Here is a 22843-nt window from a genome sequence, read left to right as displayed (position 1 = left end):
TTGTGAGTCACTCCACGAGTTAGAACTAAAGTCTAACGTTAAGGGGGCACATCATTACTCTAAATGTCTAGGTGTTTTAGTTTCTTCATATTATTAGAATCCTATCTATTTTTTCCCTAAATGGTGTTTACATATTGCAGAATCTGTTAAAAAGCTAGCCCGTTTTATTGAATCCGTACCAAACTTGTTCCTTATTTTATCAATTGCTAAGTCTAATTTCTCTAATTTTTCGTCTTTTTCAGTATGGAAGAGGGATAGCTGACAATAATCATCTGTGTTTAGTTTTGTGGCTCGAATTCCTAATAAGCGCAGTGGAGTCATATCCCAACCTTCTTTTAATAATTTACATGCAGTTTCGTAAATTTGATTGGTGGTATTTACAGGACTCTCTAAGGTGGTTTGATGGGATCTAGTAACAAAATCATAGTCTTTCCATTCCACAGTGATGCAATTACATTTTACATTAGCATTACGTAAGTTTGAGCTTACGGTTTCGCTTAGTGCTAGTAAAACATGATTTGCTAGGTTTAAGTCAGTGATATCTTTGAATAAGGTAATACTGTTTCCATAACCTTTGTTTGGTCCTTCTTCTGTTTTAACTTCTTCATCATCAATCCCGTTTGCGTAACGATAGATAAGCTCGCCATATTTAGTACCTAAATGTGATTTTAAGATACTTAGGTCCATGGTAGCTAAATCCTTAATTGTACGAATTCCTAGTGCTTCTACTTTTTTTTGAGCAGACCTTCCCACAAAGAAAAGTTCGTCTACAGGTAATGGCCACATTTTTTCTTTTATTTCTTGTGGATACAGAGAATGACACAGGTTGGGCTTTTTAAAATCAGAAGCCATTTTGGCTAATAATTTATTCGTTGAGACACCAATATTTACAGTAAAACCAAGTTCTTTTTGTACTCTTGTACGAATTTGATTTGCGACTTCTAGTGGTTCACCAAATAGATGGCAAGTTTCGGTCATATCTAAAAATGCCTCATCGATACTAAATTGTTGTAATTTATCGGTATATTCAAGTAACAGATTTATTAAGCTCTCAGAATACTTTGTATAAACTTGAAAATTAGGAGGTACGATTACTAAAGAGGGACATTTTTTTAAAGCAGATACAATAGGCTCCCCTGTAACAATACCCAATTGTTTTGCTTTTGTAGATTTGGCTAAAATAATTCCGTGTCTACTATTTTTATCTCCACCAATGGCAGAGGGGAGTTGACGTAAGTCTATAAAATTTGGATCTCTTTTTAATTGTTCAGCGCATTCCCAACTTAAAAAAGCACTATTTACATCTACATGAAAGATAATTCGTTTTTTCTCCATTTTTCCCCCATCATGAGCGTAAAGCTTAGTATAAAACATATCATCAAACAAAAATATGAAATGTACTCATAATCTGTTTGATGATATGAAAAATACTAAGAGAAAGGGATTTCTAATGGATTTACATAGGAGTAAATCACATCTTATGAGTAAATCCTTTAAGATTTTGATAAAGCTTTTCGCTCGAATTTTTACATAAATAATAAAATATAAAAACTTCTCATAAGCTACAGTATAGGAATATAAAACTTCCTACAATCAGAACGGCGGTACAAAAAACTCACCTTTTATAATATATTATACAAAACATACGTTTGCTTGTAAAGAATAAGGTGAATTGACCTAGTTTTTTAAGCTTTTCCAAAGCATTAACAAACGCATGTTATTTTTTTAAGTGCTTCTTTTGCATCAATATCTACTAATATAATATCGGGACCAATTTGTTTTATACATTTCCAAGGAATAATAAATTCTAGTTCCCTACCAAGAATCCCCCATACCTTACATGGACCTGGTACGATGAGTGCTTCTATGCAACCATTCTGAGGATTAAATTCGATATCACAAACAAAGCCTAACCTTTGACAGTCACGGCAATTGATTACTTCTTTTTGACGTAATTCACAAAAACGCATATGTTACCTCTCTGACATGTAATTGGCAAAATCATGTCAATTTAATTTCTTACTATATCTTATGAAGAGAACGAAAAAAGATGAAAGAGTGAACATTAAGTATTTAAATTATTTAAAAATTCCATTCATTTTTGTATTTATTACAAAATATAGATGAATTTGATTGAATTTAATGAAAAAAACACAAGATATGCTTGACCTATAGAAATTAATTCAATATAATTGAAATAACAGTAAGTAAGGCATTATGAAGCATTGTAGGAGGTTATTTGCATATGAAGTGTCCATTTTGTGGTCAAGAAAATACTAGAGTTATTGATTCAAGACCTGCGGATGATAATAGTTCAATTCGAAGAAGGCGTCAATGTGACGAATGTTCCAAACGCTTTACTACATATGAAAAAGTTGAGACAATACCTTTGGTAGTTATTAAGAAAGATAACAACAGAGAACCATATGATCGTTCTAAGATAGAAGCAGGAGTATTTCGTTCTTGTCACAAAAGACCAATATCCATTGATCAAATCACTGCTTTAGTTGATGAGGTGGAAACTGCGATATTTAATTTAGAAGAAAAAGAAATTCCAAGTTATAAAATTGGTGAAATTCTTATGGATAAATTAAAAGGATTAGATCCTGTTGCTTATGTAAGATTCGCATCGGTATACCGTGAATTTAAAGATGTTAATACATTTATGAACGAATTAAAGAAAATTCTAGATCATGAACATTAATTTATAGTATTATTTTAATACAAAAGATTGAACAGATGTTGCAGACGCGTTATATACTTACGTTTTTGTAGCATCTGTTTTTATAGTGATATACTTACGTTTTTATAGAGTATATTTTTATAGTGATATTATGTTTTTGCAGAATCTGTTTTTGTAGTGATTTAATGAAATGTAAATGCCAAATTACATATATAGAATTGTCTATGAATATAGTATATCAATACTTAATGGACTTAAATATATGTACATAATGCTCTAAAAAAGTATGGCGGGAGTAAAAAAACTGTTAATGTGGTAGTTAAAACACTACGAATTACTAGTTAAAATGCTACTAATTTACTAGTTAAAACACCATTAATTTGCTAGTTAAAACGCCATTAATTTGCTAGTTAAAACGCTATTAATGTGTTAGTTAAAACACCATTAATTAGGTAATAAGCACTGCAAATATGGAAGTAAGCATTGCGAATGTGGTAGTAAACACTGGAAATTTGGTAGCAAATATGGCTAACGTGGAATTTAAAACTACTGTTAAATCGATAGTATGGAGGTTAGATAGAATGAAAGTAGTAGCTATTAATGGTAGTCCAAATGAAAAAGGTAATACATATTATGCACTTAATGCAGCATTAGAGGAACTTGAATTAGAAGGTTTTGAGACTGAGATTCTTCAGATTGGAAAAGAAAAGATCGTTGGATGTACAGGATGTGGTGCATGTAAAAATACCAATTATTGTGTATTTGGAGACGAAACTTTTAAAAATGCATGTAAGACTATTAGTGAGGCAGATGGAATCTTAATAGGAAGTCCAGTTTATTACGCAGGCATTGCTGGTACTTTAAAAAGTTTCTTAGACCGTTTCTTTTACGCGAATAAAGGGGATATGCGCCATAAGGTGGGAGCTGCCATTGCAGTATCAAGAAGAGGTGGAGATATGACCACGTTTGATACAATTAATAAGTATTTCTTGATTTCAGAAATGATTGTTGCTCCATCCTATTATTGGAATGTTATTCATGGGGCAGCTAAGGGTGAAGTACTACAGGATGCAGAAGGTATTAGCACCATTAAAAATCTTGCAAGGAATATGGCTTGGATTTTAAAAATGAAAGAGGCAACAAAAGATTCCATAACACCGCCGTCACAATATCCAAGAGAAAGAACGAATTTTATACGATAGACATTAATTTAGTATTTAAATAATTGTTGTAACAAATGGTTATTTATGGTAAAATACCTATGCAAATGATTTCTCCGGAGAGCAAAAGGAGAAAGTATGTTTAGTATGGCTTTTAGCGCAAGCGTCGTAGGCATTGATGGTTTCATTGTACAAGTGGAAGCAGATGTCAGCGATGGCTTGCCGTTATTTGATTTAGTTGGCTTTTTAGCTTCTGAAGTAAAAGAGGCAAAAGAAAGAGTAAAAATTGCACTTAAAAATTCTGGCTATGTACTGCCACCTAAGAGAATTACAATTAATTTATCACCCGCAGATATTCGTAAAGAAGGTACTGCATTTGATTTACCTATCGCAATCGCGATTCTAGCCGCTTCTGGCTTTATTCCACAAGAAAATTTAGAAGACACATTACTCATCGGAGAAATGAGTTTAGATGGAAGAATTAATCCTGTAACAGGAGTACTTCCTATTATTAATACTGCCAAAAAAGAGGGTTTTAAAAGATGTATTGTTCCAAAGACCAATGCTAGGGAAGCTGCAATTATTCAAGATATTGAGGTGTTTGGAGTAAAAAGTTTGAAAGAAGCCATTGACTTTTTAAATGGAATATCTATGATTGATTCCGAATTTGTAGATATTGAAGCAATGTTTCTTGATAATAAAAATGATGATAATCTTCCCGATTTTTCAGAAATAATTGGTCAAGAGTCTGCCAAAAGAGCAATTGAAATAGCTGTAGCAGGGCAACACAATGCGCTATTAATTGGCTCGCCAGGTTCTGGTAAGACAATGTTAGCAAAACGAATTCCAAGCATAATGCCAGAATTAAGCTTAGAAGAAAGTTTAGAGCTAACAAAGATCTATAGTATTTCAGGAAAATTAAATAATAATCAAGCGTTAATACTAAAACGTCCGTTTCGTGCACCGCATCATTCTAGTACAAGCGTTGCCTTAATCGGTGGAGGAAGATTTGCAAAACCAGGAGAAATTACGATGGCTTCCCATGGGGTGCTTTTTTTAGATGAACTTCCAGAGTTTCATAGAGGAACTTTAGAAGTCTTAAGGCAACCTTTAGAAGAAAAATATATAACGATAAATCGTTTGAACGCCTCTTATACTTACCCTGCAAACTTTATGATGGTGGCTGCAATGAATCCATGCAACTGTGGGTACTTTCCAGATAGAAACAAGTGTAATTGTTCCTTGCCACAAGTTAAGAAATATTTAAGCAAAATATCAAGGCCATTGCTGGATCGAATTGATATCTGTATGGAAATGGTACAAGTGGATTATAAAGATTTAAGACAGAATAAAAAAAGTGAGTCTTCAAAAGAAGTAAGAGAACGTATTTTAAATGCCAGAAAGATTCAAATAAATCGATATAAAAATAGCGAGATATATTTTAATTCCCAGTTAGGACCTAAGACAATATCAAAATATTGTAAACTAGGTAAGAATGAGAAAAATATGTTAGAAGAGGCTTTTATTAAAATGAACTTAAGTGCAAGGGCATATCACAGAATATTAAAAGTAGCACGAACAATTGCTGATATCGACGGCGCTATTGATATAAAAGAAAGACATATTTGCGAAGCTATTGTTTATCGTAGTATGGATAAGAAATTTTGGGAGGAAGGATAATGGAGTTGTCAAATGTAATGTGTTGGTTTTGGATATCAAAGGTACCAGAAGTTGGTGTAAAAGGAATTAATAAATTATTAGAAAGTTTTGGAAGTGTTGAAAAAGTATTTTATGCTTCGGAAGCAGATTTAATAAAATCTGCATGTATTACACAACAACAAGTCTCATGCTTAATAAAAAGTAGGAATAAAGATAAAATAATAGAAGAATATAATAATTTAAAAGAGAAGGACATATATTTTGTTACAAAAGAAGATGAGATATTTCCAGCTAAACTTAGAGAGATTTATGATTCACCTTATTTTTTATATTATAAAGGTAAATTACCGGCAGAGGATAAACCGTCGGTAGCTATTATAGGTGCACGTAATTGTACGAATTATGGGAAAGAAATTACGATGTATCTTTCTACGGAGCTAGCAAAACATCAAGTTCAAGTAATCAGTGGGTTAGCTAGAGGAATTGATAGTTATGCACATCAAGGTGCCCTTGATGGCGGAGGGGATACCTTTGGAGTAGTTGGATGCGGCGTTGATATATGTTATCCAAAAGAAAACAGACGAATTTATGATAGAATTTTAAATAAGGGAGGGGTTATTAGCGAATATCCCATAGGTACTGTACCCCTACCGTTTCATTTTCCAATGAGAAATCGTTTAATTGCTGGCTTGTGCGATGTTATATTAGTAGTTGAGGCGAGGGAAAGTAGTGGGACATTTATTACAGTCGACCGTGGTTTAGAACAAGGAAAGGATATTTTAGCGATTCCAGGAAGAATTGGTGATTCCTTATCTAGCGGCTGCAATCGTTTGATACAAAATGGTGCAAAGTTAGTTAGAAATGTTGAGGATATTTTAGAAGAGTTAAATTTAAAATATGATAAAAATCTAGAAATTAGCATTAAAAAATGTAAAGAAATGTATAACCCGACAACTACAAAGAAAGAACAAAATAATAAAAATAATCTTGATGTTATAAAAAATTGTAAGATAATACTTGAAAGAGATGAGAAAATAGTATATGATAGGTTGAGTTTAGAACCGAAACATTTGGAAATTCTATTACACGAGACAAATTTATCACATCAGCAGTTAACAATTGCACTTATGTCTCTGGAATTAAAGAATTTAATAACGCAATGGATTAGTAATTATTATGTACGGAATGTATAATGTAATAATTGCAAATGCATGATGTAATAATAGCAAGTGAATGTAATAATTGCGAGTGAATATAATAATTGCAAATGAGTGTAATAATTGAAAATGTAATATTTTTAACTATTCGTAAATAATGTATCATAAACGTTTCGTTCTATTTTAAAGAAATATACCGTCTTTTAGACTAGTACAGATAAAATTTTGATGTACTTTCGTTTTTAGATAAATTGGAAGAGGGGAGCTAAACTATGCCGAAATATTTAGTGATCGTTGAGTCACCAGCGAAAGCAAAAACAATAAAGAAATTTTTAGGGAACAATTATGAAGTAATGGCTTCAAATGGGCATGTTAGAGATTTACCAAAAAGCCAAATGGGAATAGATGTAGAGCATGGTTTTGAACCAAAATATATCACCATCCGTGGAAAAGGTGATTTGCTTGCCAAATTAAGAAAAGAAGTAAAAAAGGCAGACAAAGTTTATCTCGCAACTGACCCTGACCGCGAAGGAGAAGCAATTTCATGGCATTTGTCTCAAACTTTAAAGTTAGACGATAAGAATGCGAGTAGAATAACATTTAATGAAATTACGAAAAGTGCTGTTAAGAATTCTATAAAGGAAGCAAGAGAGATCGATATGAATCTTGTTGATTCGCAGCAGGCAAGAAGAATGCTAGACCGTATGGTTGGATATCGTATTAGTCCATTGTTGTGGGCAAAAGTAAAACGAGGATTAAGTGCTGGACGTGTTCAATCCGTAGCTCTTCGTATTATATGCGATCGTGAAGCTGAAATAGATGCCTTTGTTCCACAAGAGTACTGGCAATTAGAAGCTGATTTCTTACTACCTGGTGAGAAAAAGCCTTTAACTGCGAAGTTTTACGGAAAAGGAAAACAAAAAATGGAGATACACTCTGAAGAAGAAATGAATCAAATCATTTCAGATTTAGAGAATGCAGAATATAAGATTGCAGAAATTAAGCGTGGAGAGAGACAAAAGAAAGCTCCACTTCCATTTACAACAAGTACACTTCAACAAGAAGCAGCTAAAGTATTAAATTTTTCTACTCAAAAGACAATGCGTCTAGCACAGCAGCTTTACGAAGGAGTCGATGTAAAAGGCCATGGAACAATAGGTTTGATTTCTTACTTACGTACAGATTCTACTCGTGTATCCGAAGAAGCAGATGCAACAGCAAAAGAATTCGTTAAAAATACGTATGGCGAACAATTTGTGACAAGCCAAGATGTAAATAAATCATCTGGAAAGAAAATTCAAGATGCCCATGAGGCAATTCGTCCAACATACGTTGAATTAACGCCTGTATTAATCAAAGAAGATTTAAGTAGAGATTTGTTTCGCTTATATCAATTGATTTGGAAACGATTTGTTGCAAGTAGAATGCAAGTGGCAAAATATGAAACAACAACTGCTAAGATTGATGGAAATGGATATCGCTTTACCGTTTCTTCCTCTAGACTTATTTTTGAAGGTTTTATGGCAGTCTATATAAGTGGAGATGACGAAGAAGAAAACTCAATTAGTGGTATTAATAAAATTACAGAAGATACTAAGCTAACCTTACAAGAAGTTCATAAAAGTCAGCACTTTACACAAGCGCCACCACATTATACGGAAGCTTCTTTAGTTAAGACCTTAGAAGAGCTTGGAATTGGTAGACCAAGTACCTATGCTCCAACAATTACTACTATAATTGCAAGACGTTATGTAATTAAAGAGAATAAAAATTTGTATGTAACAGAACTTGGGGAAGCTGTAAATCAAATTATGGTGAAAGCATTTCCAAGTATTGTAGATGTTAATTTTACAGTAAATTTAGAGGCACTATTAGATGGTGTAGAAGATGGAAATGTGAATTGGAAGACGGTTGTTAGCAATTTTTATCCTGATTTAGAGCAAGCGGTTGAAGCCGCAGAAAAACAATTAGAGCAGATAACCATAGAAGATGAAACTACAGACGTTATCTGTGAAGAATGTGGAAGAAATATGGTAATTAAATATGGACCACATGGAAAATTCCTAGCATGTCCTGGCTTCCCAGACTGTAGAAATACTAAACCTTATCTTGAAAAAATCGGAGTTGAATGTCCGAAATGTGGTAAAGATATCGTGATTCGTAAGACGAAAAAAGGTAGAAGATATTATGGATGTGAAAATAATCCAGAATGTGATTTTATGTCATGGCAAAAGCCATCCAAAGAACGATGTCCGAAATGTAATCAAGTATTATTAGAAAAAGGTTCAAAATTAGTGTGCATGGATGAGACATGCGGTTTTGTGAAAAATAAAAAAGAAGAAGAATAAGAAAGTTAGCTAATTTAATATGTGTGATTTTAAATGAATTTTACGCAAAATATTGCTAAGAACAGCTCATGATGCTGAAAAAATGAATTCACACATAAAAAATTAGCTTAATTTTATTAATTTATATTATTAATTTGTTTTTTTGTAAAATATAATCAAATAGTAAATATGGTGATAAAATAGTAGTGCCATACTAAATATTGTGGTTTTATTGATTTAATGGTAGGAAAAATCAAAAAAATTTGTAAAACAGAATGAAAAAAAAGCAAAATGTGTGTCAAAAGAACAAAAAAGCTATTGTTTTTTCATAAAACCTATGTTAAAATTGATATCGTAGTCTAATTGGCAACGATTGCCGAATATTTGTTATTTATCGGCCAAATGATATAAGGTCACGGGGGGTCTTGCATGAGTGTACAATTGTTAGATAAAACAAGAAAAATTAATAAGCTTCTCCACAATAATAATTCTCACAAAGTAGTATTTAATGACATTTGTTCAGTTTTAAGCGACATATTAGAAAGTAACATTTTAGTTATTAGTAAAAAAGGTAAAGTACTAGGAATTAAAAACAGAAGCGATATCGCACCAATTAATGAATTGATTAAAGATAATGTTGGTGGATATATTGATTCAATCTTGAATGAGCGCTTGTTGAATATTTTATCTACAAAAGAGAATGTTAATTTATCTACTTTAGGATTTGAATTTGAAGGAGTAAATAATTATCAAGCAATCATTACACCAATCGATATCGCAGGAGAAAGATTAGGTACTCTATTTTTATACAAAAGCGAAACACAGTATTCAATCGATGATATTATTTTAAGTGAATATGGCACTACAGTAGTGGGCTTAGAAATGATGCGTTCTGTGAATGAAGAAAATGCAGAAGAGAATAGAAAAGTACATATTGTACGTTCTGCCATCAGCACCTTATCGTTTTCTGAATTGGAAGCGATTACTCATATCTTCGATGAATTAGAAGGCAATGAGGGTATCTTAGTAGCAAGTAAGATTGCAGACCGTGTCGGTATTACTCGTTCAGTTATTGTTAATGCATTAAGAAAATTTGAAAGTGCAGGCGTAATTGAGTCTAGATCTTCTGGAATGAAGGGAACCTATATTAAAGTTTTAAATGATGTTGTCTTTGATGAATTAAAAAAAATGCAATAAATAATATGTTAGAAGTAGATTAATGTTTTAATAGATAACCTTTGTTGGGATTAAGTTTGCGATTGCTTATTTTTATCCTTGACAATAAGAGGAATAAAAAAGGATTTATGAGATATTTATACTCATGAATCCTTTTTTGTTTTTATAGGAAATAAAAGCATAAATGTTTTGTACTATAAATAAAAACACCCTTCCCCAGGATGCGCATTTCGCACTAAGGGAGTTAGTCTCTTAGTGACAGCGTGCCAGCACGAGTATGGGTTTCTGATACGTACTCATACGATAGGAAAAAAGTCGCATGTGATTATGTTCAATGCTTTGTAAAACATAGTGAGAATGTGTAATAGTTTTCCTTATTTGTAAACTATTCATTAAAATATGACAAATTATGAGATAAAATTGAAATTTTATCCGACAGTAATTGACTATTTTTGCAAGGCATTTTTAATTTTTTACATTAAATAAATTTACAAAAAATACAATTACTAGTATATTATATTCATTTTTATAAATATATCTTGTGATTTTATTGAAAATTAACTATAATGTAAAATATTAATAGAATTGTTAGAAAAATGTAATTTTTATAAGAATTATAGAATATTATGTATTATATAAAATAAAGTAAGCAAATGTTTTGCTTTCTAGAGAAAGGAAGGTTATATGATCGGGACAAATGCTTTTAACTATGTTAATGTCTTGGATAAAGCTGCAGATGCTAGTGTTCTTAGACATGAGGTAATTTCTAATAACATAGCGAATAATGATACAGCGAATTATAAAAGAAAAGATGTTCGTTTTGAAGAATATCTTAAGAAAGAATTAAATAGTGGGGATGATTTAAATAAGAAAGTCACAAGTATGGACCTAAGCAAACTGGATGCAACTACATATACAGATCTTGAAAATTTAAGTTATCGTACAGATGGTAACAATGTCAATATAGAAACTGAAAATGCTAATTTAGCAGAAAATCAAATTCGTTACTATGCCTTATTAGATTCTTTGTCACAAGAGTTTAGCCGCATAAAAAGTGTACTACAGCGTTAATTATCGATAGTTCAGGAGGTAAGTTACATTGTCATTTTTTAATGGAATGAATATTAGTGCAAGCGGTATGACTGCACAAAGATTAAGAATGGATTTGATTTCTCAAAATATTGCAAATGTAAATACGACCAGAGACGAAAATGGAGATCCATATCGCAGACAAACTGTTTTATTATCGGAACAGCAATCAGATACTTTTGGAAGTATTTTAGAAAAGACGAACTTGGGGAGAAATAAGAAAGTTAATGGTAGTGGAGTAAAAGTAGTTGGTATCGTAGAAGATCACGTAACAGAGATGAAAAAAGTATATGATCCAAGCCACCCGGATGCAGATGATGAAGGATATGTAAGTTATCCTAATGTGAATACAGTAACTGAAATGACAAATTTAATTGATGCATCACGTTCATACGAAGCTAACGTGACTGCTTTTAACGCGACTAAAAATATGTTGTTAAAGGGACTTGAGGTAGGAAAGTAATTATAGTAGGGGAAAGGATGAAGGAACATGGACATCGCATCAATTAATAATTCGATTAAAGGGACTAGTGCATTTAATACAAATTTATTTAAAAATTCAGAGGCGACTGCAACAGAAAATAGAAATGCTACTTTTGAACAAATGTTTCAATCTGCACTTACGATGGTAAAGGAAACGAATCAATACACCAATCAGGCGCAAGAAGCAGAAATGGCTTACGCGATGGGAGAAATGACTAGCACGCATGATTTACAGATTGCCCAACAAAAAGCAAACATATCCTTACAATATACAGTAGCTGTAAGGAACGCGGTGCTTGATGCATATAAGGAGATTATGCAATTACAATTTTAGGGTGAGAGGGATAAGAAATGCTAGATAGAGTTAAGCAAATACCTTCTAGAGTATTGGAGTTTTGGAACAAATATTCAAAGAAGCAGAGAGTTATTTTTATAAGTGTTGTAGGAGCTATTTTTTTGTCATTAACTATCTTAATTTTAATACTTAGTAGAACAGAGTTTGTGGAATTAATGACATTTAGTGATACAAAAACAGCGAAACAAGCAGTAGACTTATTAAAAGAGGAAGGTATCGCATATCAACTTGGAAGCGATAACCTTACGGTATCCGTTGATAATAAAAGGCGTTCGGATGCAGTATTAGTATTAGCAGATAGTGAAATCGCAAATGATGAAAAATTTAGCATGGAACAGCTACTTAATAATGATATGAGTACAACAAATAGTGATAAACAATTAAAGTTGCATTTATATTATCAAAGCTATGTTGAAGAATTGCTAAAACGTCAAGAAGGCATTGAAGATGCAAGTGTTAGTTATTTACCAACAGATACTCGTACAAGTATTTTAGAAACACAAAAAGACATTGGATGTAGTGTGTTTTTAACAGTAAATGATAAATTTAAAGCATCTAGTGCAGAGGCAATTGCTGTTGTTGTAGCAAATGGAATCGGAAATAAAACAACAGAAAATATTAAAATTATAGATCAATATGGTAACTTATTGTATAATGGCCCTTCTGATGAGGAGGAACAATATGCGAATAAGAACCTCGAATATAAAAAAGTTGTAAATGATTATTACTATGATCGTGTTGTTCGCTTTGGATTAATGAATGGTTATGATTATGTAGAACCTATTTTTAATTTAGACATCAACATGGATCAAGAATCAATCGTTTATAAAGAATATATTGCAGCAGAAGGTCAAGAACAGGGACTATATTCAACCTTTGAAACTTATTCTTCAGAGAATAAGGGTACCAGTGGAGATGTTACTGGTACAGATGCCAATGATGAAGTAGATTACTATATTGCAAATTCAGGTTCAGGAGATAGTTCAGAAGAAAGCAAGAAGATTACATATTTACCAAGTGAAAAAACAACAAATACAATGAAGGAATGGGGAGTTATTAATAACTCTACTTCTACAATGTCAATTGTTTTAAAGACTGTGAAACAACAAACACAGAAGGATTTAGAAACACTTGGTTTACTTGAGGATACAACATTTGAAGAATACGTTTTAAATAATAGTGAGCCAAAACAAATAGAAGTAACGGATGAACTAAAGACGTTATTTTCAAATGCAACAGGTATTGACGCAGATAATATTTCTATCATTATTTGGGAAGTACCAAGCTTTATTCCAAATGAAACTAGTTCAACGAACTGGTCACTATATTTACAAATTATTTTAGCAGCATTAATTGTTGGATTATTAATATTTGTAGTATTCCGTAGTATGGCTTCAGTAGAGGTTACTGAAATTGAACCTGAGCTATCGGTAGAACAATTACTTGCTACTACAAAAGAAAATCAATCACTTGATGATATTGAGTTTAGCGAGAAATCAGAAACAAGACGAATGATTGATAAATTCGTGGATGAAAATCCAGAAGCAGTTGCACAATTACTACGCAATTGGTTAAATGAAGATTGGGATTAATCGAGGAGGTAGCGTATGCCAGCTAAAAAATCAAGTAATTACAATGGCCTTCAAAAAGCAGCCATATTATTAATTACGCTAGGTCCGGAGAGATCTGCATCTATTTTTAAACATTTAAAAGAAGAGGAAATTGAGCAGTTAACTTTAGAAATAGCAAATACAAGAAGCATTTCACCTGCAACGAAAGAAGAAGTGTTAAATGAATTCTATGAAGTTTGTTTAGCACAACAGTACATAGCAGAAGGTGGAATCAACTATGCGAAGGATTTATTAGAAAAAGCCCTTGGTGTAGATAAGGCAAAAGAAGTAATCGGAAAATTGACCGCATCATTACAGGTTCGTCCATTCGAATTTGTACGAAAAACAGATGCGAGCCAATTACTCAACTTTATACAGGATGAGCATCCTCAAACAATCGCATTGATTTTATCTTATTTATCTTCTTCACAATCAGCAACAATTATTGGTGCTTTGTCTCCAGACAAGCAAGCAGATGTTGCAAAACGTATTGCACAGATGGACCGTACTTCACCAGATGTAATCAAAGAAGTTGAAAAAGTACTTGAGAAGAAACTAGCATCACTTGTGAATCAGGATTACACAATTGCAGGTGGTGTAGATGCAATTGTTGAAATCTTAAATACTGTAGATCGTGGAACAGAAAAACATATTATGGAAACTCTTGAAATTGAAGAGCCAGAACTTGCAGATGAAATTCGTAGAAAGATGTTTGTATTCGAAGATATTCTTACATTGGATGATAAATCGATTCAAAGAGTTCTTCGTGAAGTTGACAACAATGAACTTGCTGTTGCACTTAAGAGTACAAACGAACAAGTACAAACAGTTATCTTTAATAATCTATCCAAGCGTTTGGCTGCTATGATTAAAGAAGATATGGAATTTATGGGACCTGTTCGACTTAAAGATGTTGAAGAAGCTCAACAGAAAATCGTTAATATTATTAGAAAATTAGAAGACTCTGCCGAAATTATTATTTCTAGAGGTGGAGGTGACGAGATCGTTGTCTAATTTAATCAAAGCATATTCCATTAAATATAATGAGAATGAGAAAAAAACCATTGATTCGAATGAAAAAGCAAATGAATTCCAAAAGATGTTTTTGGAAAAGCTAGGGTTCAGTTCGGTACATACAGGCAAAGTAAATATGAGTGAAGAGTTTACTGCAGCTACATTAGAAGGGGATAGCTTTGTTGCAGGTATTCATCCAGTTGCATTAGTTGAGGAACTGGATGAATCACAAAACCCTACAGTAGATTTAGAAGAAGAACATAAAAAAGTGAAAGAACGCATGGAAGAGGAAGCAAAACAAATCCTAGAAGATGCGGAACAAAAAGCAAAAGAAATCCTTGAAAATGCCAATAGAGAAGCTACCTATCTACTTGAAAAAGCAAAAGAAGATGGTTATAAAGCTGGAAATGATGCAGCTATGCTTGAATTACATCAGTTAAAGCAAGAGTTAGAAGATGAAGAAAAAAAACTCAAACTTGAATATGAATCTTTGATGAGAGATTTAGAACCTAAGTTTGTGGAACTATTAATTTCATTTATAAAGAAGCTAACGAATTATGCGATTGAGGAAAAAGAAGAAATCATTCTTTATCTCATTGAACAAGCATTTGGGTCTTGTGAAGCAAGTAACTCATATATTGTAAAAGTTTCCAAAGAAGATTATGAACTTGTGAATTCTCATAAGACAGAGCTTTTATGGCAGTTAAAAGAAGGTGTTGAATTAGAAATAGTAGAAGATCTGTTATTAACGAAAACACAATGCCTAATTGAAACAGACAGTAGAGTAATTGATTGCAGTTTAGATATACAACTTAAGAACTTGATCAGTGACTTAAAACTTCTAGCAGGTTCTTCCTCACAAGAAGTGCAAGGTGATTCGTATGATTGATTTTAGTAAATACCAAAAGCTTTTAACGAAGAATTATGCAGATAGTATGGGTCGAGTAACTAAAATCGTTGGACTTACTGTTGAATCCATAGGACCAGATGCAAGTGTAAATGACTTATGTAGTATCATTTCAAGTGATAAAAAAAGGACAGTAGATGCAGAAGTAATCGGCTTTCGTGATGATAGACTTTTACTCATGCCTTATGAAGATATTACAGGTATTGGCGTTGGTAGTATGGTTATTAATAGAAACAAACCTCTAATGGTACGTGTTGGAGATGAATTACTAGGCAAAGTACTAGATGGACTGGGCAATCCAATGGATGGTGAAGAATTGAATTTAAATCAATTTTACCCAGTAGATGAAAAGGCACCAGATCCAATGGACCGAGTACTGATTGAGGATGTATTACCTCTTGGCGTAAAAGCTGTGGATGCATTATTAACGATTGGTAAAGGACAGCGTATCGGTATATTTGCCGGTAGTGGTGTTGGAAAAAGTACACTGCTTGGTATGTTTGCAAGAAATACAAAAGCTGACATAAATGTTATTGCTTTAATTGGAGAACGTGGTAGAGAAGTAAAAGAGTTTATTGAAAGAGATCTTGGACCAGAAGGTTTAAGCCGTTCAGTTCTTGTTATTGCTACTTCGGATAAGCCTGCATTGATACGTAAAAAAGCTGCAAAGACAGCAACAGCGATTGCTGAGTATTTTAGAGACCAGGGGAAAGACGTTTTATTAATGATGGACTCGTTAACTCGTTTTTCTATGGCTCAAAGAGAGATTGGACTTGCTAGTGGAGAACCTCCAGTTTCTAGAGGATATCCACCAAGTGTGTATTCTGAAATGCCAAAACTACTTGAGAGAGCTGGAAACGGAGCAATCGGTTCTATTACTGGTCTTTATACAGTTTTAGTAGATGGTGATGATTTTAATGAACCAATTACAGATACAGCAAGAGGTATTTTAGATGGGCATATTATGTTATCCAGAAAATTAGCACATAAAAATCACTATCCAGCGATTGATGTTTTATCAAGTATTTCCCGTGTTATGAGTTCCATTGCTTCAAAAGAGCATAAAAAACTGGCTGGGAAATTTAAGATGGTATTAGCTACATACAATGAAGCGGAAGATTTAATTAATATAGGTGCATATAAGGCTGGTTCCAATAAAAGTATAGACTATGCTATTTCAAAGATAAATCAAGTCAATGCATTTTTATGTCAAGAAGTTGATGAAAAATCCGACTTTGATGATACAATTGCGATGCTAGAAGGAATTTTTAATGAATAGAGGTTTCTTAATTAAATGAAGAAATTCAATTATCGAATGCAAAGCATTCTTGAAATTAAATATAAATTAGAAGATCAAGAAAAGACGAATTACAGCATTGCTAAGATGAAATTAAATGAAGAAGAGGAAAAATTAAATGCCTTGCTTCATAGAAGAAATCAATATGAAGAATCCTTGTGTATGCGCATGAATGAAACTTTAAATATTATTGAAATCAAGCGTTTACAAGATGGAATAGAATCCTTAAAGGTATTTATAAAAATCCAAGCTCTTCAAGTAAAAAAAGCTGAGCAAGCGGTAGAACTTGCAGTAGCAAAATTGAATCTTGCGATGAAGGATAGAAAAATCCAAGAAAAATTAAGAGAGCAGGCTTTTGAAACTTATCTTAAGGATATTGAACTAGAAGAGCGCAAAGAAGTAGATGAATTAGTTAGCTTTTCCTATGGCAAAGTAGAGCCAGATAATTAAGTTTAGAAGGCGTTAAAAGGAGTACATACGCATGGCGAAAAGAAATAAAACTGCGGATTTTGAAACAGAAAATGAAAATAAGAAATTAGGAAGTAAGCTATTTACCGTAATTATCGTATTTGTAATTATATTAGTATGGCTTGCAATCTTTGGATTTATTATCAAACTTGATATCGGTGGTCTTGGAACATCACTTAGACCAGCTTTAAAAAATATACCTGTATTAAATTTGGTGTTGCCAGAGGTATCCGATGAACAATTAGCATATGAAGAAAACTACCCATATGCAAATATGACAGAAGCAATTAATCAAATTAAAGCATTAGAGCTTCAAATTGATTCTTTATCTTCTGGAAACAAAGAATATGAAACATTAATTGCTGATTTAAAGGCCGAAGTAGAACGTTTAAAAGTTTTTGAAGAGAATCAATTAGCTTTTGAAGAACGTGTTAAGGAATTTGATAAAAATGTAGTATTTAATTCAAATGCTCCTGATATTGAAGAATATAAGGCTTATTATGAAGAAATAAATCCAACCACAGCAGAAGAAATTTATCGTTTGGTGCTTGAAAGCCTTCAATATGATGAGGCAATTGAAGAAAAAGCCAAAATACTTAAGACTATGAAGCCATCACAAGCAGCAGCAGTTTTAGAAGAGATGACAGCAGATGTGGGTTGGGCAGCTAAAGTGCTTCTTTCAATGAAACCGGATGAAAGTGCAGCTATTTTAAATAAAATGGATCAGCTATATGCGGCAAAATTATTTAAGAAAATGTCTGATATGGATGAAGAAAGATACAACAGTATCATGAGTAGTATGGAGTAAGTTTAAGTGGTGTTAAAGAATGTGTTAAATAAAAGCAGAATAAGCACAATAAGCACATTCTTTTACATAAATAATACCACAGGGTAGTTATCCTGGGGAGAAAGGAGAAAATGATGACTACGCAAGGGGCAAAACTTATGACTACCTTTGATTTTATGCCTGCATCCAATGGATCAAGCAGTAAAGATATAAAAGCAAAGGATGGCGATTCATTCTCTAGCATGTTAAGTAATACAACTGCTAAAAGCGTGGATCAAACAAAGAATTTAGTACATACAAACAATAAAAAAGACAGTATCAATCAAGTGAATAAGGATTTGAATCAAAGTTTAGCAGCAATGGATCAAGTAAATCCAAATGAGCAGAATGTAGTAGTAGCTACATCGGATAATTCAGTGTCTAGTGATATAGAAAAAGTAGCTCAGTTATTAGAAGATGCAGAAGAAATAACAAGCAAAATCCTTGGATTATCAAAAGAAGAACTTGAAAGTAAGATGGAAATTTTGGGATTAAGTATGATGGATTTATTAAATCCTGCGTCTTTACAACAACTTCTTTTAGATACTACAGGAAATGATGATGCACTGTCTTTAGTAACAAATGAAGAATTAGCAAATACCTTTTCAAATCTGTTAGATGCAGTGAATGAATTGGTGACAGAATCTTTAGTAACACAGGAATCATTAGAAACGATTGTAAAATCAGAGGAATTTATTAATTTTTTAAATCAATCAGTTTCTAAGGAAGAGATAAGTGCTATGGATGAAGCAGAGATATCCTTAAAAACAGTTCAAACTGAAAATACAGATGAAACAGATAACTTGCAGGATGCCGAGCTGAAAGAAGATAATATTGTATTTACAGTAGAACGTAGTGATGATACGGATACGTCAAATAAAGATACCAATAGCGATTCTAAGGATACATTAAAGAAAAATGATTCTCCAGATGTTAATAATTTTCTAGATCATGTTACTGCTAGTGTTACGAAAACAGAAACTGATTTTAATGGTGAATTAACTACCGTTACTACAGTAAGAGAAATCGCAAATCAAATTATAGAAGAAATTAAAGTAGTAATAAAGCCATCACAAACTTCGATGGAATTACAATTAAATCCAGAGCATCTAGGTAAGGTGAATTTATCACTAACTTCAAAAGAGGGCGTTATGACTGCACAATTCATAACTCAGACGCAAGCTGCAAAAGAGGCAATTGAGAGTCAAATGCAAGTGTTAAAACAAAACTTAGAGAACCAAGGTGTTAAGGTAGAGGCAATTGAAGTAAATGTTTCAAATTTCTCGTTTGACGGAAGTAATGAGGCAGGAAATAAAGAGGAATCAGGAACAAACAAAGGGAAAAAAGCGTTTCGCATGGACATAGCTGAAGGTATAGAAGATATGGAAGATATCTCAGAGGTTCAGATAAGTTTATCAGATGAAACGATATCAAATGTTGATTATTCTGCATAGGGCAGAAGGAAAGGAGTTTTATGTCGACTACAGCGTCAGTTACAAATGGTATTCTTGAACAAACAGAAGCAATTTCTTCAACGAATGTAAGGAAAACTGGAACATCCGAACTTGGAAAAGATGCTTTTTTACAATTATTAGTATGCCAAATGAAAAATCAGGATCCGCTAAATCCAAGTTCTGATACTGAATTCGTATCACAGCTTGCTACATTTTCTCAATTGGAGCAGTTACAAAATTTAACGGCTTCTTCAGACAAGTCTCAAGCATTTTCCTTAGTCGGAAAAGATGTTATAGTTCAGAATACGGATTCTAGTGGAAATAAAACAGAAGTATCTGGAACAGTTGATTTCATCTCAATGTCAGGTTCAAAAATTTATTTATCAATTGAAAATAATTTATATAGCCTAGATGATTTAGTAAGCGTGATTGATACATCATACTTAGTACAAAAAGGATCACCAACCATAACAAATACTCAAAAATTAGAATATGATGCACAAGTGCCATCCGATTTGACCTTTGACGTTAGCCTTGGAGAGGGTGATTATGTTGCCAGTGAAATAGCTGTTGTTATTAACGGTAATATCCTTGATTCATCTTTGATATCTTTAAATGGAACGAAGGTTACAATTTCAAAGGATGCTATGGCAAAGATGTCTAATGGTACCTATGGAGTTACTGTAGTGTTTAATGATCCAAATTATACAACAGTTTCAGATAAAGTTTCATTAACAGTTTCAAATTCAAAAGCAGTTGAGGGATCAGATGATACGGATGGAACGAACGAAACAGAGGATTCAAAAGAAGAAACAATTGATGCAATTGCTTAATTCATAAATTCATGAAGGGAAGGATGTTATATGTCACAATTTATAAATAATAAATATACTTCCATAGAGCAAGTGGCGGGTCAGTTTCTTGCAAATAAGAATAAAACTACAGGGAAGATAAATGAAAAGACAAGTTCTTTTGAAGAGGTCTTATTATCAACCCAATCAGCCAAAGAAACTACTGAGTTAAAATTTTCGAAACATGCAAACGAACGACTGGTTAGCAGAAATATTGATTTATCCGAATCACAATATAGACGCTTAGAGTCAGGTGCTAGAAAAGCTAGTGAAAAAGGTATGAGAGAGTCCTTAGTAATGGTTGATAACTTAGCATTTATTGTAAATGTTAATAACAAGACCGTCGTTACAGCAGTAAGTGGTGAAGAAGAAAGAGTTTTTACTAATATTGATGGTGCTGTAATTATGTAAGAGAGAATACGCCGCTGGACCTTCGGGGGGTGGTTCTAACTGATTGCTTGAGGTTAGAAGATGTATTCATAAATTTAGGAGGTTATAATCTTATGATGAGATCATTATATTCTGGTGTATCAGGTTTACGTGTACATCAGACAAAGATGGATGTAATTGGTAACAATATATCCAACGTTAATACAGTAGGGTTTAAAAGTAGTTCTGTAACATTTTCAGATATTTTATATCAAACAACTAAGGTGGCATCTGGTCCAAATGTAGAGACAGGTACAGCCGGAACAAATGCGACTCAAATCGGTTTAGGTTCTTCCTTAGCTTCTATTACAACTAATATTGGTAAAGTTGGGGGTTCACAAAGAACAGATAATGCCTTTGACGTTATGATTGAAGGAGATGGCTTCTTTGTCGTAAACAATGGGAATGGAAATTACTTTACAAGAGCAGGTTCTTTCCAAGTAGATGCTGCGGGTACCTTATGTACAGCAACAGGTGCAAAAGTAATGGGATGGCAAGTTGATAAAAACAATCCTAACAAAACTGCTTCTGACAAAGTTTCTGAACTAAAAGTTATGTCACCAGAAAATCAGATTTCAGCGCCAAAAGCAACATCAGATGCTTATCTTACTGGAAATATTGATATGAATGACACACAATTAGAATCGGATACAGGACGTCCAATCAGCATGTCATTTTATGATAATTTAGGTAATAAATATAATGCTTCCTTTAAAATTGTAAAAGACCCAGCTGCAGATACAAATAGTGTATTTAAAATTAAACTATCTGATATCACGAATGAAAGTGGAGATTCTATTTTCGTAAATAAGGTGGAAGCTGAGGATGGTACTATTACATATGAAGCATCTTCCATTACGAACTTTAACTTTGGTCTTGAAGATGGAGAAAATATTACTGTTGAAGTAGATGAAGATACAGGTGAAGTTGATATTGATATGGAAGGTTTTGATATCTATTTCAATGGAAGTACTGGTGAATTTCTAAGTGTTGGTGAAGAAAGAACGGATACAGATACTAAATTAGATGCTTTAACATTTAAAGTAAATTCTGATCCAGATAGATTCTCACCGATTAAAATGGATTTTTCGAAATTAACGATGTTTTCAAATAGCGGTAAATCAAGCGTAGTTGCAAACACTGGTAGCATTGATGGAACTGGAAAAGGTAATGCTGCTGGTGAATTATCAGGCATTTCCATCGATCAAGCAGGTAAAATCTATGGTGTATATGATAATGGAGATAATAAATTACTCGGTCAAATTGTTGTAGCAACCTTTGCAAATCCTGCAGGTCTTGAAGCGGTAGGCAATAATATGTATGCAGCAACACAAAACTCTGGTGAATTTGATGGAATTGGACAAGACGTTACATCAACTGGTGGTTCCTTTGAAACTGGTGTATTAGAAATGTCAAACGTTGATTTATCTTCTGAATTTACAGAAATGATTACAACACAAAGAGGTTTCCAGGCAAATTCAAGAATTATCACAACTTCAGATACGCTTTTAGAAGAATTAATTAATTTAAAACGTTAGTAGTTAGATGAGTGGGCTTTTGCAAGATGGTATAGGGTAGTTGAGATTTTGTAAAAGCCTGCTTTATAAAAGGGTTATTTTATAGTTATACAATCATTTGGGGAGGAAAGGAGTTATATGATTAATTTAACGAGGATTAATGATATTTCATTTACATTGAATTCGGATTTAATTGAAACAATTGACGAGGTTCCAGATACTGTTATTACTCTTACTACAGGGAAAAAGATATTTGTAAAAGAAAGTAGGCAAGAAGTAATTGACTTGGTTAAGGATTATAAAAGAGAAATCTTTAATCAAATAAAAATAGAATAGAAAATAATTAAGTTTTCTATATGAATTTGAAAAAAATTGATTTTA

Annotated in this window: 22 protein-coding genes; 20 read left to right on the top strand and 2 right to left on the bottom strand. The window is 32.8% G+C overall.

The genetic code is table 11. The features are described 5' to 3' along the window. Positions 1-105: 105 nt before the first annotated feature. Together BN4220_RS19000 and BN4220_RS18995 are read right to left on the bottom strand one after the other, a co-directional pair. Positions 106-1335 (bottom strand): Y-family DNA polymerase, encoded by a 1230-nt coding sequence (locus tag BN4220_RS19000; protein ID WP_066720418.1) that lies wholly within the window; start codon positions 1333-1335, stop codon positions 106-108. Between the two features lie 368 nt (positions 1336-1703). Further along, positions 1704-1970: a YlmC/YmxH family sporulation protein gene (locus BN4220_RS18995; protein WP_066720416.1), complete on the bottom strand. Its 267-nt coding sequence runs from the start codon at positions 1968-1970 to the stop codon at positions 1704-1706. 275 nt (positions 1971-2245) lie between these two features. Between BN4220_RS18995 and nrdR the strand changes: the two genes are divergently transcribed. The 20 genes from nrdR (at position 2246) to BN4220_RS18895 (ending at position 22798) form a co-directional block, all read left to right on the top strand. Then, positions 2246-2704: a transcriptional regulator NrdR gene (gene nrdR / locus BN4220_RS18990; RefSeq protein WP_066720414.1), complete on the top strand. Its 459-nt coding sequence runs from the start codon at positions 2246-2248 to the stop codon at positions 2702-2704. 560 nt (positions 2705-3264) lie between these two features. After that, positions 3265-3885, top strand: coding sequence for a flavodoxin family protein (locus BN4220_RS18985; RefSeq protein ID WP_066720412.1), 621 nt, complete (start codon positions 3265-3267; stop codon positions 3883-3885). Between the two features lie 96 nt (positions 3886-3981). Further along, positions 3982-5523: a YifB family Mg chelatase-like AAA ATPase gene (locus BN4220_RS18980; RefSeq protein ID WP_066720410.1), complete on the top strand. Its 1542-nt coding sequence runs from the start codon at positions 3982-3984 to the stop codon at positions 5521-5523. Continuing rightward, positions 5523-6695 carry a DNA-processing protein DprA gene (gene dprA, locus BN4220_RS18975; RefSeq protein ID WP_066720407.1) on the top strand — a complete coding sequence of 391 codons (1173 nt, stop codon included), beginning with the start codon at positions 5523-5525 and terminating at the stop codon, positions 6693-6695. Before BN4220_RS18980 ends, dprA begins: the two co-directional genes overlap by 1 nt. A gap of 236 nt (positions 6696-6931) precedes the next feature. Beyond that, on the top strand, positions 6932-9007 hold the full coding sequence (gene topA, locus BN4220_RS18970; protein ID WP_066720398.1) for a type I DNA topoisomerase: 2076 nt from the start codon (positions 6932-6934) through the stop codon (positions 9005-9007). Positions 9008-9415: 408 nt separating this feature from the next. Beyond that, positions 9416-10183, top strand: coding sequence for a GTP-sensing pleiotropic transcriptional regulator CodY (codY, locus tag BN4220_RS18965; protein WP_066720395.1), 768 nt, complete (start codon positions 9416-9418; stop codon positions 10181-10183). 663 nt (positions 10184-10846) lie between these two features. Then, the gene (flgB, locus tag BN4220_RS18960; RefSeq protein WP_066720392.1) at positions 10847-11233 is read left to right on the top strand and encodes a flagellar basal body rod protein FlgB; all 387 of its coding nucleotides are present in this window, start codon (positions 10847-10849) and stop codon (positions 11231-11233) included. A gap of 28 nt (positions 11234-11261) precedes the next feature. After that, on the top strand, positions 11262-11714 hold the full coding sequence (gene flgC / locus BN4220_RS18955) for a flagellar basal body rod protein FlgC (protein ID WP_066720388.1): 453 nt from the start codon (positions 11262-11264) through the stop codon (positions 11712-11714). A 27-nt stretch (positions 11715-11741) separates the two neighbouring features. Beyond that, on the top strand, positions 11742-12068 hold the full coding sequence (locus tag BN4220_RS18950; RefSeq protein ID WP_066720386.1) for a flagellar hook-basal body complex protein FliE: 327 nt from the start codon (positions 11742-11744) through the stop codon (positions 12066-12068). Between the two features lie 17 nt (positions 12069-12085). Then, on the top strand, positions 12086-13681 hold the full coding sequence (locus BN4220_RS18945) for a flagellar M-ring protein FliF C-terminal domain-containing protein (protein WP_066720383.1): 1596 nt from the start codon (positions 12086-12088) through the stop codon (positions 13679-13681). Between the two features lie 15 nt (positions 13682-13696). After that, on the top strand, positions 13697-14713 hold the full coding sequence (gene fliG / locus BN4220_RS18940; RefSeq protein ID WP_066720380.1) for a flagellar motor switch protein FliG: 1017 nt from the start codon (positions 13697-13699) through the stop codon (positions 14711-14713). Continuing rightward, positions 14706-15602, top strand: coding sequence for a FliH/SctL family protein (locus tag BN4220_RS18935; protein WP_066720373.1), 897 nt, complete (start codon positions 14706-14708; stop codon positions 15600-15602). Before fliG ends, BN4220_RS18935 begins: the two co-directional genes overlap by 8 nt. Beyond that, positions 15589-16899, top strand: a complete 1311-nt coding sequence (gene fliI / locus BN4220_RS18930; RefSeq protein WP_347477149.1) for a flagellar protein export ATPase FliI — start codon at positions 15589-15591, stop codon at positions 16897-16899. Before BN4220_RS18935 ends, fliI begins: the two co-directional genes overlap by 14 nt. 15 nt (positions 16900-16914) lie before the next feature. Next, positions 16915-17367: a flagellar export protein FliJ gene (gene fliJ / locus BN4220_RS18925; protein ID WP_066720369.1), complete on the top strand. Its 453-nt coding sequence runs from the start codon at positions 16915-16917 to the stop codon at positions 17365-17367. 31 nt (positions 17368-17398) lie between these two features. Further along, positions 17399-18193, top strand: coding sequence for a magnesium transporter MgtE N-terminal domain-containing protein (locus BN4220_RS18920; RefSeq protein ID WP_066720366.1), 795 nt, complete (start codon positions 17399-17401; stop codon positions 18191-18193). 110 nt (positions 18194-18303) lie between these two features. Then, positions 18304-19665, top strand: a complete 1362-nt coding sequence (locus BN4220_RS18915; RefSeq protein ID WP_066720364.1) for a flagellar hook-length control protein FliK — start codon at positions 18304-18306, stop codon at positions 19663-19665. A 20-nt stretch (positions 19666-19685) separates the two neighbouring features. Then, the gene (locus tag BN4220_RS18910; RefSeq protein ID WP_066720361.1) at positions 19686-20498 is read left to right on the top strand and encodes a flagellar hook capping FlgD N-terminal domain-containing protein; all 813 of its coding nucleotides are present in this window, start codon (positions 19686-19688) and stop codon (positions 20496-20498) included. A 30-nt stretch (positions 20499-20528) separates the two neighbouring features. Then, positions 20529-20927: a TIGR02530 family flagellar biosynthesis protein gene (locus tag BN4220_RS18905; protein WP_066720358.1), complete on the top strand. Its 399-nt coding sequence runs from the start codon at positions 20529-20531 to the stop codon at positions 20925-20927. 92 nt (positions 20928-21019) lie between these two features. Beyond that, complete coding sequence (locus BN4220_RS18900) at positions 21020-22483, top strand: flagellar hook protein FlgE (protein WP_066720354.1); 1464 nt, start codon at positions 21020-21022, stop codon at positions 22481-22483. Between the two features lie 117 nt (positions 22484-22600). Beyond that, the gene (locus tag BN4220_RS18895; RefSeq protein WP_066720351.1) at positions 22601-22798 is read left to right on the top strand and encodes a flagellar FlbD family protein; all 198 of its coding nucleotides are present in this window, start codon (positions 22601-22603) and stop codon (positions 22796-22798) included. Positions 22799-22843: the final 45 nt, after the last annotated feature.

Origin of the sequence: Clostridium sp. Marseille-P299 (genome assembly GCF_900078195.1) — a bacterium.
Lineage (GTDB): Bacteria > Bacillota > Clostridia > Lachnospirales > Lachnospiraceae > Lachnoclostridium.
This window is presented reverse-complemented; position numbering and strand designations above follow the sequence as displayed.

Coding starts and splice junctions, on each gene's coding strand:
- BN4220_RS19000 (WP_066720418.1), bottom strand. CDS start 1,335: ATGGAGAAAAAACGAATTATCTTTCATGTAGATGTAAATAGTGCTTTT.
- BN4220_RS18995 (WP_066720416.1), bottom strand. CDS start 1,970: ATGCGTTTTTGTGAATTACGTCAAAAAGAAGTAATCAATTGCCGTGAC.
- nrdR (WP_066720414.1), top strand. CDS start 2,246: ATGAAGTGTCCATTTTGTGGTCAAGAAAATACTAGAGTTATTGATTCA.
- BN4220_RS18985 (WP_066720412.1), top strand. CDS start 3,265: ATGAAAGTAGTAGCTATTAATGGTAGTCCAAATGAAAAAGGTAATACA.
- BN4220_RS18980 (WP_066720410.1), top strand. CDS start 3,982: ATGTTTAGTATGGCTTTTAGCGCAAGCGTCGTAGGCATTGATGGTTTC.
- dprA (WP_066720407.1), top strand. CDS start 5,523: ATGGAGTTGTCAAATGTAATGTGTTGGTTTTGGATATCAAAGGTACCA.
- topA (WP_066720398.1), top strand. CDS start 6,932: ATGCCGAAATATTTAGTGATCGTTGAGTCACCAGCGAAAGCAAAAACA.
- codY (WP_066720395.1), top strand. CDS start 9,416: ATGAGTGTACAATTGTTAGATAAAACAAGAAAAATTAATAAGCTTCTC.
- flgB (WP_066720392.1), top strand. CDS start 10,847: ATGATCGGGACAAATGCTTTTAACTATGTTAATGTCTTGGATAAAGCT.
- BN4220_RS18950 (WP_066720386.1), top strand. CDS start 11,742: ATGGACATCGCATCAATTAATAATTCGATTAAAGGGACTAGTGCATTT.
- BN4220_RS18945 (WP_066720383.1), top strand. CDS start 12,086: ATGCTAGATAGAGTTAAGCAAATACCTTCTAGAGTATTGGAGTTTTGG.
- fliG (WP_066720380.1), top strand. CDS start 13,697: ATGCCAGCTAAAAAATCAAGTAATTACAATGGCCTTCAAAAAGCAGCC.
- fliJ (WP_066720369.1), top strand. CDS start 16,915: ATGAAGAAATTCAATTATCGAATGCAAAGCATTCTTGAAATTAAATAT.
- BN4220_RS18920 (WP_066720366.1), top strand. CDS start 17,399: ATGGCGAAAAGAAATAAAACTGCGGATTTTGAAACAGAAAATGAAAAT.
- BN4220_RS18915 (WP_066720364.1), top strand. CDS start 18,304: ATGATGACTACGCAAGGGGCAAAACTTATGACTACCTTTGATTTTATG.
- BN4220_RS18910 (WP_066720361.1), top strand. CDS start 19,686: ATGTCGACTACAGCGTCAGTTACAAATGGTATTCTTGAACAAACAGAA.
- BN4220_RS18905 (WP_066720358.1), top strand. CDS start 20,529: ATGTCACAATTTATAAATAATAAATATACTTCCATAGAGCAAGTGGCG.
- BN4220_RS18900 (WP_066720354.1), top strand. CDS start 21,020: ATGATGAGATCATTATATTCTGGTGTATCAGGTTTACGTGTACATCAG.
- BN4220_RS18895 (WP_066720351.1), top strand. CDS start 22,601: ATGATTAATTTAACGAGGATTAATGATATTTCATTTACATTGAATTCG.